Raw genomic sequence first — 12,668 nt, forward strand, 5'->3', positions numbered from 1 at the left:
AGCTGTGACTTGAGTCACAAGGGGCGATAATTGTTGACCCTGTGTACCGGGTGAGCAGCGCGCTGTGATTCAGTGGCGGGGAAGCTGCTGCGACGATACGCCGAAGATGACCCTTGATGCGCTGCGAGGTCTCGGGGGGAGGGCGAGGATGGAGACCGAGTCGGAACCCTACGTCCGTCTGGCATCCCTGCGACAACTCCACCGCGCCATGGCCGACATGAACACGGCCCGCAGCCTGGCGGACACGTTGCAGACGGTCGCCGACGGCGTCGTGGGCGCCCTCGGGTACGAGCTGGCCTGCGTCAATCTCGTACGTCCCGACGGCGATCTCGTGGTCGCCGCCCTCGCCGGGAACGCGGCCGCCGAGGCCCTCATCACCGGCCGCGTCGGCTCGCGGGACTCCTGGGAGCGCCGGCTCACCATGGGCGAGCGCTGGGGCGACCTGATCTTCATACCGCACACCGAGGGCTGGGTCCTCGACGACGACGACGTCCCGCAGTGGTACACCGACGGCCCCGCTCCGCGCTTCGAGGACGAGTGGCACCCCGCCGACCGCCTCTTCGCCCCCATGTACGCGCCCGGGCCGCAGGGCGGCGGCACCTCCGGCGAGCTGATCGGCGTGCTCTCCGTCGACCGCCCGCGCAACGGCCGCAGGCCCGGCGCCTGGGGCCGCGAGGCCCTGACGATGTACGCCTTCCAGGCCGCCATCGCCATCAGCAACGCCCGGCTGCGCTCCAACATGCAGCGCGCCCTGGTCCGCCTGGAGCGTGAGCAGCAGGCGCTGCGGGCCAGCGAGGAGAGCTTCCGGCAGGCCTTCGAGTACGCCCCCTCCGGCATGGCCATCGCCGAGATGGGCGGCGACCAGCACGGCCGCATCCTGCGCACCAACGACGCCCTGTGCCGTCTGCTGGGCCGGCCCGCCTCCGCGATGCGCCGCTACTCCTTCTCCGACCTGGTCCACCCCGAGGACATAGGCACCCTGCTGCGCACCTCCGCCGAGGGCGGCCGGGCGGAGCTGCGGCTGTGCCGCCGCGACGGCAGCTACGTCTGGGTCTCCCTGCGCAACTCCGTGGTCGCCGACGCCGCCGACGGACCGCGCTTCCTGCTCACCCACGTCGAGGACATCGAGGAGCGCAAGCGTCGCGAGCTCCAGCTCGCCCACCGCGCCTCCCACGACTCGCTCACCGGACTGCCGAACTCCGCTGAACTGCGCGCCCGGCTCTCCTCCCGGCTGTGCCGGCAGCAGCCGCAGACGCTGCCCGCCGCCGTGGACTCCATGGAGCCCTACGAGTCCTTCGACTCCCACGACGCCTACGGCCCGCCCGCCTTCGACCGGGGGCACGACTTCGACTTCCCGCCCGGCAGCGACGACTACGACGGCTACGACCACCATGTGCACACCGTCGCGCCCGCTTCGGACGCCGACGACGGCACCAAGGGGCTCGCGGTGCTCTTCTGCGACCTCGACGGCTTCAAGTCGATCAACGACCGCTTCGGGCACAACGCGGGCGACGCGGTGCTCATCGAGGTCGCCCGCCGGCTCAGCAACGGCGTGCGGGACGGCGACACCGTGGCCCGGCTCGGAGGTGACGAATTCGTCATCCTCGCCGACGGCCTCGGCCGGGCCGACGCACAGGACCTCGCGGTCCGGCTGCGCAACGAGATCATCCAGCCCATCCGGGCCGAGGGGCGGGCCGTCCGGGTCGGGGCCAGCTTCGGCATCGGATGGGCCCACTGCGGGATGACGGCCGACGAAGTGTTGAAATCGGCCGACGAACGGATGTACGTCGAGAAACGATCTCGTCCCAAACAGCACCGGCGCGCCGGCTGACGTGCAGGTCGGCCGATTGATGCGGTCCGCATCACCCTTTCGGGTCAGGGAGACCGGGTAGGCTCGCCTTCTCCGCACACGTACGCACCCGATCCGCAGCTAGGAGCACAGGGGATGACGCCCGGCAACAACGGCGCGAGCACGCCCGAGGACGACGACCCGTTCGGCTACCTGTACGCCGACGGGCAGGCCAACGGAGCCCAGCCGCCGTCCGGGGGCTACGGCTACCCGAACTCGGTCAACCGGGTGCGGCCGGTCGGGACCCGCCAGTACGGCCAGCCGGGCCCCGCCCCGCAGGCACCGCCCCAGCAGGGCGCCTACGGCCAGCCGAACACCCACTACGCCGCCCCGGAGACGCTGCCGGGCGGCGCGACCACCGCGCACTCCCCGCAGCCGTCGCACGGCGGGGGCGGCCGGGGCCGCGGCCCGAACACCAAGGGGCTGCTGATCGGCGCGATCGCCGTGGTCGCCGCGGTCGTGATCGGCATCGGCGTGGCCATGATCAGCGGTGACGACGACGACAAGGGCGGCAACGAGGCGGGCCCCACCCCGACCGCGACCCAGGACACCGGCAACCCGAGCCCTTCGTCCTCGGAGGACGACAAGGGCGAGGACGAGGTGAAGCTGCCCACCATCGACGCCAAGGCCCTGCGCCTCGACGGCGGGGCGACCGTCGCGTCGGAGTTCGAGGGCGCGAAGGCCGACGGCGGCGTCTACGTCACCGGCTTCAACAAGGTCGGTGCGAAGGTCACATGGACCGTCAGCGGCGTCAAGGCCGGCAGCTACCGCTTCTACGTGCAGTACGGCATCCCCGGTGAGGACGCCGACGCGACCGTCGTGGTCAACGGCAAGGCCGAGAGCCGCCCGCTGAACATGAAGAACTTCGCCAAGAGTCCCAAGGGTGAGTGGGACAAGGGCTGGCAGAACACCTGGGCCAGCGTGAACCTCAACGAGGGCACCAACACCATCGAACTGGCCTGCAACGACGGCAACAAGTGCAACGCCGTCCTCGACCAGTTCTGGCTCGCGGAGCCGGAGTAGAGGGAGTACGCCCCTCAGGCCGCCGTGGCCACGCCCGTGACGGTGACCGTGGTCAGGAACTGTTCGTAGACCGCAGTGTCGAACTCCCCGGCGACCGGGGAGAGGACCGTGGCCGCCGAGAGGGCCGTGGCGTGGGTCAGGCGGTCGGGCCAGGGGCGGTGGTCCGTCAGTGCCGACAGCAGGCCCGCGACGGCCGAGTCGCCCGCGCCGGTCGGGTTGCCGGCCAGGCGGGCCGGAGGGGTCGCGCGCCAGTGGCCCTCCGGGGTCACCGCGAGCAGGCCCTCCGCGCCCAGTGAGGCGACGACCGCGCGGGCCCCGCGCCGGCGGGCGTCCTGGGTGGCGCGCAACGGCTCGTGGAACCCGGTCAGTTCGGCGAGTTCCTCGGCGTTCGGTTTGATGATGTCGGGCCGGCCGGCCACGCCGCGGCGCAGCGCCGCACCGCTGGTGTCGAGCAGCACCGGGACCCGGGCCGCGCGGGCCCTGCGGACCAGCCCCGCGTACGCGCCCACCGGGACGCCCGGGGGCAGGCTGCCGCACAGGGCCACCGCGGAGGCGGACGCCAGCAGGTCCTCGTAGACCTCCTGGAAGGCGGACCACTCGGCGTGGGTGATGTCCGGGCCGGGCTCGTTGACGTGGGTGGTGGCGCCCGTGCGCTGGTCGACCAGGGTCACCGTGCGCCGGGTGGTGCCGGCGACCGGGACCAGGGCGTCCGTCAGGTGCGGGACCTCGGTGAGCCGGTCCCGCAGGACACGTCCCGTCAGGCCGCCGGAGAAGCCGGTGACGGTCACCTCGTGGCCGAGCGCGGCCAGCACCCGCGCCACGTTGACGCCCTTGCCGCCGGGGCGTTCCAGCACCTCGGACACCCGGTGCGAGGCGCCCGCCCGCAGGGACGGGACGCGATAGGTGACGTCGAGAGCGGTGTTCAGCGTGACCGTGAGAATCACCGGGCCGACCTCCCCCTCTTGCCTGCCTTCCGTGGGCCCCTGGCGACACGATCATGCCAAAAGGAAGGCGGTCGGCCCACCCCCAGGACCGGCCACCCTGTGCCGATCCTGGGGACGGATCAGGCCAGTTGGGGAGCGACCACCCATTCTCCCCGGCGCATCACGCCCACCAGGTCGAAGGCGTCGTCCAGGACGACCAGGTCGGCGTCCTTGCCGGGCTCCAGCGAGCCGATGCGGTCGTCCAGTTCCAGCAGCCGCGCCGGGTTGGCGGAGATCGCCGCGACGACGTCCTCCACGGGCAGCTTGTCCACCGTCACCGCCCGCTTGAAGGCGCGGTCCAGGGTGAGCGTGGAGCCGGCGATCGAGTTGCCCTCGACCAGGCGCGCCACTCCGTCCGCGACCTCGACCTCCAGCGGGCCGAGCATGTAGCGGCCGTCGCCGAAGCCGGCCGCGTCCATCGCGTCGGTGATGAAGGCGACCCGCTCGCGGCCCGCGTGGTGGAAGGCCAGCTGCAGCGCGGCCGGGTGCAGGTGGGTGCCGTCGTTGATCAGCTCGACGGTGACCCGCTCGTCCTCCAGCAGCGCGGTGATCGGGCCGGGGGCGCGGTGGCCGAGCGGCGGCATCGCGTTGAACAGGTGGGTGGCGACGCTCGCGCCCGCGTCGACGGCCGCCAGGGTCTGCTCGTAGGTGGCGTCGGTGTGGCCCACGGCCGCGATCACTCCGTGCTCGACGAGCAGCCGTACGGAGTCCAGGCCGCCCGGGAGCTCGGTGGCCAGGGTCATCATCCGGGCGTGGCCGTGGGCCGCGTCGATCAGCTTGCGGACCTCGGCCGGGTCGGGGGCGCGCAGCAGGCTCTCGTCGTGCGCGCCCTTGCGGCACGGGGAGATGAACGGCCCCTCGAAGTGGATGCCGGCGATGTCGCCCTGCTGGGCCAGCTCCGCCAGCATCCCGGCGTGCCGGGCGAGGAAGTCCAGGTCGCCGGTGACGGCGGAGGCGACCAGGGTGGTGGTGCCGTGCAGGCGGTGGGTGCGCACGCCCTGGAGGACGTCCTCGGCGTCGCCGCCGGCGAAGGACGCCCCGCCGCCGCCGTGGTTGTGGAGGTCGACGAAGCCGGGGACCAGCCAGTGACCGCTCAGGTCGACCGTCTCGGCCGTGCCTCCCGCCGGTGTCGGGCCGGGGGCCGTGGCCGCGATGCGCGTGCCCTCGACGGTCACGCTTGCGCCGTCCACGGTCCCGGTGGGCAGGACCACCCGGGCACCGGTGAGAACCTTGGTGGGGGCCATCAGGTGGTTACCTCCGAGGGATCAGTGGTCTCGATCGAGGGATCGGTGGTCTCGATCAGGTCCCAGGCGAGAAGCCCCGCGCCCAGGCATCCGGCGGTGTCCCCGAGAGCCGCGGGGACCAGGGACGGGAGCTTCTGGAAGGTGACCCGCCGTCGGACGGCCTCCCGCAGCGGTGTGAACAAGGTTTCCCCCGCCTCGGCCAGCCCGCCACCGATGATCAGCGTGCGGGGGTCCAGCAGGGTGAGCGCGGTGACCAGCCCGTCGGCGAGGGCGTCCACCGCGTCCTGCCACACCCGCACCGCCCGGGCGTCCCCCGACTCCACGGCCTTGGCGCAGTCCGCCGCGTCCGCGTCCGGGTCGCCGCAGGCCGCCGCCCACGCCTGGCTCACGGCCGACGCGGACGCGAACCGCTCCAGACAGCCGCGCTGACCGCAGGGACACGCGGTGCCGCCGGGCCGTACGACGATGTGGCCGATCTCGCCCGCGAAGCCGTGCGCCCCCGCCTCGACCCGGCCGTCGATGCCGATGGCGCCCGCGATGCCGGTGCCGAGCGGGACGAACAGGAAACGGTCGGCGCCGCGCCCGGCCCCGATCCGGCCTTCGGCCAGGCCGCCGGTGCGCACGTCGTGGCCGAGCGCCACGGGGATGCCGCCGAGCCGTTCGGTGAGCAGGGCGCGCAGCGGGACGTCCCGCCAGCCGAGGTTCGCCGCGAACGCGGCGATGCCCTCCGCCTCGTCGACGATGCCGGGGACGGCGACCCCGGCGGCCGACGCCGGTTCGCCGAGTTCGCGGATGCCGTGGGCGCGGAGGTCCGCCGCGAAGCCGAGGATGCCCTCGACGACGGCGTCCGGGCCGCGCTCACGGCCGGTGGGGCGGCGGGCCTGGTACAGCAGCTCGCCGTCCGCCCCGACCAGGGCGGCCTTCATCCCGGTGCCGCCCACGTCGAGGGCGATGACATGTTTCACGGGGAACAGTGTGGCCCGCCGACCCGCAAGAGGTCTAGTCCACTCACGTGGTGTAGACCTTATTCCGATTATCGGAACGACGGACGGCGCTCGGCGCCGGGCAGGGGAGAGCACGTGCAGCGGCGGGTCAGGACAAGGACGATCGCGGCGGTGTCCGCGCTGGGACTGGCAGCGGTCCTCGGCGGATGCGGGGTCGGCGGCGAATCCTCCGACGTGACCCTCACCCTGGTCGCCGCCGACTACGGCAACGGCGCGGCGGACAGCTCCAAGAAGTACTGGGCCGGCCTGGTCGACCGCTACGAGTCCGACCACCCGGGCGTGACCGTCGACGTCAGCGTCTACTCGTGGAACGACGTCGACCGCAAGGTCAAGGAGATGGTCGACGCCGGCGACCCGCCGGACATGGCCCAGATCGGCGCGTACGCCGACTACGCCTCCCAGGGCCTGCTCTACCAGGCCGGTGACCTGCTCTCCATCCCCGTCCAGGCGGACTTCCTCCCGCAGCTCTCCACCGCGGGCGAGGTGAACAGCGTGCAGTACGGCATGCCGTTCGCCGCGTCCACGCGGCTGCTGTTCTACAACAAGGAGCTGTTCCAGGAGGCCGGGCTCACCCCGCCGACGACCTGGGACGAGCTGGCCGAGTGCGCCGAGGCACTCAAGGCGCGCGGGGTGACGTACCCCTACGCGCTGCCGCTCGGCCCGGAGGAGGCGCAGGCCGAGACCATGCAGTGGATGCTCAGCAACGACGGCGGCTACACCGACGTCGGCGGCACCTACGGCATCGACTCCACCGAGAACGTCGAGACCTTCAGCTGGCTGCGGGACGAACTGGTCGGCAAGGGCCTCACCGGGCCCGTCGCGCCGGGCAAGCTGAACCGGGCCAAGGCGTTCGAGGCGTTCGCCGCCGGTGACGTCGGCATGCTCAACGGGCATCCCTCACTGATGGAGATGGCCGAGAAGAAGGGCGTGAAGTACGGCATGGTGCCGACGCCGGGGGCCGACGGCGTGACGTCCTCCACGCTCGGTGTCACCGACTGGATGACGGCGTTCGAGAAGAACGGGCACCGCGACGAGATCGGGGACTTCCTCGACTACGTCTACAGCGAGCGGAACGTGGTCGCCTTCTCCCGTGAGTACGACCTGATGCCGGTCACCAACTCCGCGTCGCGGGCGATGTCCTCGTCCGGGCAGGACAAGGAACTCAAGCCGTTCATCGACCAGTTGCCGCTCTCGGAGCTGTACCCGGTGGGCAAGACGTCCTGGGCGGCCGTGAACGCCGGGGTCAAGAAGCAGATCGGCAAGGCCGTGGAGCCGAACGGCAGCCCGGCGGGCGTGCTGGGCGGGCTTCAGGCGACGGCCGTGCGGACGGAGAACGCGGGGTAGCCTGCCGCCATGGGTGACGGTGAGGAGCTGGGGCGCCTCGAGCGGGATGTGCTCGCGCTGGAGCGGCGGGGGGCCGTGTCGCCGGGGGCGAAGGAGCGGGTGATCCGGGAGGAGCTGGGGTTGGCGCCGGTGCGGTACTACCAGCTGCTGAACGCCCTGCTGGACGATCCGCGGGCCCTGGCCCACGACCCCGTGACGGTGAACCGCCTGCGGCGCATCCGGGACGCCCGACGCGCCGAGCGGTGACCGTCCCGGGGCGGAGCCCCGGGGACGGGACGGGAAGGGGCGGCGGGGGCGAAACCGCTCAGGCGAGCCGGTCAGCCAGTGACCGCAGCAGCCTGACCACCCCCGACGGGCCGTCGACCACCAGGTCGGCCCGTTCGCGGAGCTCCGTGACCTCCTCGCTGCCGCTGCACACCAGCACCCCCGGCGTCCCGGACGCCCGCAGCTTGTCGACGGCGGTGAAGGCCGCCAGGTCACCCAGGTCGTCACCGGCGTAGAGCACCGCCTCCGCCCTGATCTCCCGCGCGTACTCCAGCAGCGCGACCCCCTTGTCCATGCCCGGCGGCCGCAGCTCCAGGACCATCCGACCCGGCTCGACGACGAGCCCGTGCCGGGTCGCCAGGTCGGCCAGCGGCTCGCGCAACGCCTCGAACGCGGCCTGCGGATCGGCGGCCCTGCGGGTGTGGACGGCCACCGCCCGCCCTTTCTCCTCGATCCAGGTGCCCTGCCAGGCACCCGCCCGGTCCAGCAGCCCCGGCAGCTCCGCGCGGGCGGCGGCGACGCCCGGGTGCGGGGCGGGCGCGGTGACCGTGCCGGTGGCGGCGTCCCAGCGCTCGGCGCCGTAGTGACCGAGCACCACCAGGTGCTCCAGACCGGACACGCCCGCGAAGCCTCCGTGGCGCACGGCGACGCCCGGCGGGCGGCCGGTGACGACCGCGACCGCCGCGACCTTCGGGGCGAGCGCTGCGAGCGCGGGCACCGCGTCCGGGTGCGCGCGGGCCTGCTCCGGATCGGCGACGATCGGTGCGAGGGTCCCGTCGAAGTCGAGCCCGATCAGTGCCTTGCCGGGACGGGCGAGCAGCGCGTCCAGCCCATCCCGCCCGGCCTGTGCGGCGGGCGTCGGCAGGGCTCCGGGGTCGGTGGAATCCGTGTGACTGGCCATGTGCCCCAACCTATCCACGCATGCCCCGTGTCACGCCTCGCGCAGCGCCTCCAGCTGGTCCAGGAACCAGCGGGCCGGGGGCAGCGCGGTCGCCGCCGCGGCCAGGCGCTTGCCGCGCTCGGTGCGGTCCTCCGGGCGCATCGACAGGGCCTCGTGCAGCGCCTCGGCGGTCTCCACGACGTCGTACGGGTTGACGGTGATCGCGTCGTCGCCCAGCTCCTCGTGGGCGCCCGCCTCCCGGGACAGCACCAGCGCGCAGCCCGTGTCGGAGACCACCGGGACCTCCTTGGCGACCAGGTTCATGCCGTCGCGGATGGGGTTGACCAGGGCGACGTCGGCCAGCCGGTAGGCGGCCAGCGAGCGCGCGAAGTCGTCCTTGACGTGCAGCACGACCGGACGCCAGCCCGGGGTGCCGTACCGCTCGTTGATCTCGTCGGCGAGCCGCTGCACCTCGGCGGTGTAGTCGCGGTAGACGGCGAGGTCCTGCCGGGAGGGGTAGGCGAAGGCGACGTGCACGACGCGCTCGCGCCACTCGGGGCGGCCGTCCAGCAGCTGCCGGTACGCCAGCAGGCCGCGCACGATGTTCTTGGACAGCTCGGTGCGGTCCACCCGGACGATCGTCCGGCGCCCCTCGCCGATCTCCTCCTTCAGCGCGGCCATCCGCTCGGCCACGTCCGCCTCGTGGGAGCGGGCGCGCAGGAAGTCCGCGTCGGCGCCCAGGCCGTGCACCCCGATCCGGGTGTCGCCGAGCCCGTCCGCGAAGCGCTCGCAGCACGCGGTGAACGCGTCCGCCCAGCGGCGGGTGAGGAAGCCGAGCCGGTCGGCGCCGAGCATCCCGCGCAGCACCTGGCGCGCGATGTCACCGGGCAGCAACGCGAAATACTCGGGCGGCGCCCACGGGGTGTGCGAGAAGTGGCTGATGCGCAGGTCGGGGCGGAGTTCGCGGAGCATCCCGGGGACCAGCGTGAGGTGGTAGTCCTGCACCAGCACCGCCGCGCCCTCGGCCGCCTCCTGCGCCAGCGCCTCGGCGAACGCCCGGTTGTAGGTCTCGTAGGAGGCCCACTGCCGGCGGAACTCCGCGTCGAACACGGGCTCCAGCGGGGTCTGGTACAGCATGTGGTGCACGAACCACAGCACCGAGTTCGCGATGCCGTTGTACGCGTCAGCGTGCACGTCCGCCGGGACGTCCAGCATCCGCACGCCGTCCTCGCCCACCCCGCGCCGCACGGCCTCGCGGTCGCCGTCGGACAGCGCCGAGCACACCCACAGCGCACCCGCCTCAGGACCGATCGCGGAGAGGCCGGACACCAGTCCGCCGCCACCCCGCTTGGCCCGCAGCGAACCGTCGTCCGCCACCTCGTACGACACCGGCCCCCGGTTGGAGGCGACCAGCACCTGAGCTGCACCGAAGCTTGAAGCCATACGCCTCAACCTAGCCCGGCCCCCCGGGCCTCAAACGTGCCGGTGCGTCACACCGGCCGGCGGCGGCCGGGTCAGGCCACCCGGCGCGCCTGGTACTCCTCGATCTCCGTCATCGGCGGCCGTTCCTCCGTGTCCACCGAGTACGTGCGGGGCTCGAAGGCGTCCCCGGCCCGCTCGAACTGGGTCAGCGACGGCCGCAGCAGATGCGCGCGGGCCAGCCGCAGCTGAGCGGTGCGGTAGATCGCGGCGGCCATCCGGCCGAGCGCCTGCCCGTCCTGGTGCCGGTGCTTGCGCACGCCCACGTCGACCTGGGCCAGTGCGTCCAGGCCGACCAGGTGCAGGGCGTCGACGAGCATGCCCAGCTCCACGCCGTACCCGACGGGGAACGGGAGCTGTTCCAGAAGGCCGCGGCGGGCCGCGTACTCGCCGCCCAGCGGCTGCACGAACCCGGCGAGCTGCGGCCAGTGCATGTTGAGCAGCGGGCGGGCCATCAGCTCCGTGACCCGGCCGCCCTGCCCGGCGCCCGCGCCGGTGGTGCTCCCGTCGGCCGTCGTCATCGGCCGGTCGTACATGGCCTTGACCAGCTGGACGCCGGGGTCGGTGAGAAGCGGGCCGACGATGCCGGTGACGAAGTCGGAGGAGAAGTCCCTCAGGTCGGCGTCGACGAAGCACACGATGTCGCCGCGGGTGACCAGCAGCGACCGCCACAGCACCTCGCCCTTGCCGGGCACGGCCGGTATGCGGGGCAGGATCGCGTCCCGGTGCACCACCCGCGCGCCGGCCGCCGCGGCCTCCTCGGCGGTGCGGTCGGTGGAGCCGGAGTCGATCACCACCACCTCGTCGACCAGCGGCACCTGGAGCACCAGGTCGTGCCGGATGACGGAGACGATCTCGCCGACCGTGGCCTCCTCGTCGAGCGCGGGCAGCACCACGCTCACCGTCTGCCCCGAGGCCCGTTTCGCCGCCAGGATCCGGTGCAGGGGACGGTCGGCCACCGACCAGGAGCGCTCGATCAGCCAGCGCTCGACTTCTTCCAGCACGGTCCGGGCTCCTCACTGGCCGGTGATCCATCTCGGGGTTCGGACGGCTCCCGCCGCCGTCCGGGCCTTCGGTTACAGTCTTGAACAACGCCGAAGGGCCCCGCATCCCGGGGTGCACGGCGCACAACTGAACACCGCTCATCCAGAGGGGCAGAGGGACACGGCCCGATGAAGCCCCGGCAACCCTCCAGTCGGTTCCTGTCACGCGGACGTGGCGAGGCTCCCGGCTAGGGAAGGTGCCAAATCCGTCTCACGGCGAAGTGCGTCGTGAGGAAGATGAGGAGAAAGGGCCTCGCCTCCATGGCTGTGCAGACTTTTGCAAGCACCACCGACTCCGCGAACACCGTCGACCTCGGCCCCGCCGCCGCGCTGTCCTGTCGCGAGTGCGGCCACCGCGTGCCCCTCGGTCCGGTCTTCGCCTGCGAGGAGTGTTTCGGCCCGCTGGAGATCGCCTACGACTTCTCGGGTTACGACACCGAAGAGCTCCGCAAGCGCATCGAGGCGGGTCCCGCGAACATCTGGCGCTACGCGCCGCTGCTGCCCGTCCCCGCGGACGTGGCGACCAAGCCCAACCTGAACCCGGGCTGGACCAAGCTGGTCCGGGCCGACAACCTGGCCCGCGAGCTGGGCGTCACCGGCGGTCTCCACGTCAAGGACGACTCCGGCAACCCCACGCACTCCTTCAAGGACCGCGTCGTCGCCCAGGCCCTGGAGGCCGCGCGCGCCTTCGGCTTCACCACGCTCTCCTGCTCCTCCACCGGCAACCTGGCCGGCGCGGTCGGCGCCGCCGCCGCCCGGGCGGGCTTCCGCTCCTGCGTGTTCATCCCGCACGACCTGGAGCAGGGCAAGATCGTCATGGCCGCCGTCTACGGCGGCGAGCTCGTCGGCATCGAGGGCAACTACGACGACGTGAACCGTTTCTGCTCCGAGCTGATCGGCGACCCGGCCGGCGAGGGCTGGGGCTTCGTCAACGTCAACCTGCGGCCGTACTACGCCGAGGGCTCCAAGACCCTCGCGTACGAGGTCTGTGAGCAGCTCGGGTGGCGGCTCCCGGACCAGATCGTGGTGCCGATCGCCTCCGGCTCGCAGCTCACGAAGATCGACAAGGGGCTGCAGGAGCTGATCAGGCTCGGGCTCGTCGAGGACCGGCCGTACAAGATCTTCGGTGCCCAGGCCGAGGGCTGCTCGCCGGTGTCCACGGCGTACAAGGCGGGGCACGACGTGGTCCGGCCGCAGAAGCCGGACACCATCGCCAAGTCGCTGGCCATCGGCAACCCGGCGGACGGCCCGTACGTGCTCGACATCGCCCGGCGCACCGGCGGCGCGGTGGAGGACGTCACCGACGAGCAGGTCGTCGACGCGATCAAGCTGCTGGCGCGCACCGAGGGGATCTTCGCGGAGACCGCGGGCGGGGTCACGGTCGGCGTGACGAAGAAGCTGATCGAGAGCGGGGCGCTGGATCCGTCCCTCACCACGGTGGTGCTGAACACCGGGGACGGGCTCAAGACGCTGGACGCGGTGGCCGGGACCGGGCTGACGGCGACGATTCGGCCCAGCCTGGAGTCGTTCCGTGAGGCCGGGCTCGTCTGAGAGC

The 12,668-nt window shown here is 72.6% G+C and carries 11 protein-coding genes and 1 riboswitch; of the genes, 5 read left to right on the forward strand and 6 right to left on the reverse strand.

Translation table 11 applies throughout. From position 1 onward, the window contains the following. The first annotated feature begins 148 nt into the window (after positions 1 to 148). Both cdgB and ACIF8S_RS13245 read left to right on the forward strand, forming a co-directional pair. Positions 149 to 1,831 (forward strand): diguanylate cyclase CdgB, encoded by a 1,683-nt coding sequence (gene cdgB, locus ACIF8S_RS13240; RefSeq protein WP_349798928.1) that lies wholly within the window; start codon positions 149 to 151, stop codon positions 1,829 to 1,831. 114 nt (positions 1,832 to 1,945) lie between these two features. Continuing rightward, positions 1,946 to 2,872, forward strand: coding sequence for a carbohydrate-binding protein (locus tag ACIF8S_RS13245; protein WP_399999157.1), 927 nt, complete (start codon positions 1,946 to 1,948; stop codon positions 2,870 to 2,872). Positions 2,873 to 2,886: 14 nt separating this feature from the next. On the opposite strand, the gene ACIF8S_RS13250 is transcribed toward ACIF8S_RS13245, so the two are convergent. The 3 genes from ACIF8S_RS13250 to ACIF8S_RS13260 all read right to left on the reverse strand — a co-directional run bounded on the left by ACIF8S_RS13250 (position 2,887) and on the right by ACIF8S_RS13260 (position 6,064). Next, a complete protein-coding gene (locus ACIF8S_RS13250) occupies positions 2,887 to 3,816 on the reverse strand; it encodes a 1-phosphofructokinase family hexose kinase (protein WP_399999158.1) in 930 nt (309 codons plus the stop codon). Between the two features lie 119 nt (positions 3,817 to 3,935). Beyond that, positions 3,936 to 5,099, reverse strand: coding sequence for an N-acetylglucosamine-6-phosphate deacetylase (nagA, locus tag ACIF8S_RS13255; RefSeq protein WP_399999159.1), 1,164 nt, complete (start codon positions 5,097 to 5,099; stop codon positions 3,936 to 3,938). Beyond that, positions 5,099 to 6,064: an ROK family protein gene (locus ACIF8S_RS13260; RefSeq protein WP_399999161.1), complete on the reverse strand. Its 966-nt coding sequence runs from the start codon at positions 6,062 to 6,064 to the stop codon at positions 5,099 to 5,101. The genes nagA and ACIF8S_RS13260 overlap by 1 nt, the downstream gene beginning before the upstream one ends. Before the next feature lie 150 nt (positions 6,065 to 6,214). Here ACIF8S_RS13260 and ACIF8S_RS13265 point away from each other — a divergent pair, with 150 nt between their 5' ends. Together ACIF8S_RS13265 and ACIF8S_RS13270 are read left to right on the forward strand one after the other, a co-directional pair. Beyond that, positions 6,215 to 7,447, forward strand: coding sequence for an extracellular solute-binding protein (locus tag ACIF8S_RS13265; protein WP_399999162.1), 1,233 nt, complete (start codon positions 6,215 to 6,217; stop codon positions 7,445 to 7,447). A gap of 9 nt (positions 7,448 to 7,456) precedes the next feature. Beyond that, positions 7,457 to 7,693 carry a DUF3263 domain-containing protein gene (locus ACIF8S_RS13270; RefSeq protein ID WP_399999164.1) on the forward strand — a complete coding sequence of 79 codons (237 nt, stop codon included), beginning with the start codon at positions 7,457 to 7,459 and terminating at the stop codon, positions 7,691 to 7,693. A 58-nt stretch (positions 7,694 to 7,751) separates the two neighbouring features. Here ACIF8S_RS13270 and otsB read toward each other — a convergent pair whose 3' ends face one another. The 3 genes from otsB to ACIF8S_RS13285 all read right to left on the reverse strand — a co-directional run bounded on the left by otsB (position 7,752) and on the right by ACIF8S_RS13285 (position 11,074). Then, positions 7,752 to 8,612: a trehalose-phosphatase gene (otsB, locus tag ACIF8S_RS13275; RefSeq protein ID WP_399999165.1), complete on the reverse strand. Its 861-nt coding sequence runs from the start codon at positions 8,610 to 8,612 to the stop codon at positions 7,752 to 7,754. A 30-nt stretch (positions 8,613 to 8,642) separates the two neighbouring features. Then, positions 8,643 to 10,034: a trehalose-6-phosphate synthase gene (locus tag ACIF8S_RS13280; RefSeq protein WP_399999166.1), complete on the reverse strand. Its 1,392-nt coding sequence runs from the start codon at positions 10,032 to 10,034 to the stop codon at positions 8,643 to 8,645. Between the two features lie 71 nt (positions 10,035 to 10,105). After that, on the reverse strand, positions 10,106 to 11,074 hold the full coding sequence (locus ACIF8S_RS13285; protein ID WP_399999167.1) for a glucosyl-3-phosphoglycerate synthase: 969 nt from the start codon (positions 11,072 to 11,074) through the stop codon (positions 10,106 to 10,108). 135 nt (positions 11,075 to 11,209) lie between these two features. Continuing rightward, positions 11,210 to 11,357: riboswitch (SAM riboswitch) on the forward strand. Between the two features lie 17 nt (positions 11,358 to 11,374). Here ACIF8S_RS13285 and thrC point away from each other — a divergent pair. Next, on the forward strand, positions 11,375 to 12,664 hold the full coding sequence (thrC, locus tag ACIF8S_RS13290) for a threonine synthase (protein WP_399999168.1): 1,290 nt from the start codon (positions 11,375 to 11,377) through the stop codon (positions 12,662 to 12,664). Positions 12,665 to 12,668 lie beyond the last annotated feature (4 nt).

The organism is Streptomyces sp. NPDC085937, from assembly GCF_044540535.1.
Taxonomy (GTDB): Bacteria; Actinomycetota; Actinomycetes; order Streptomycetales; family Streptomycetaceae; genus Streptomyces.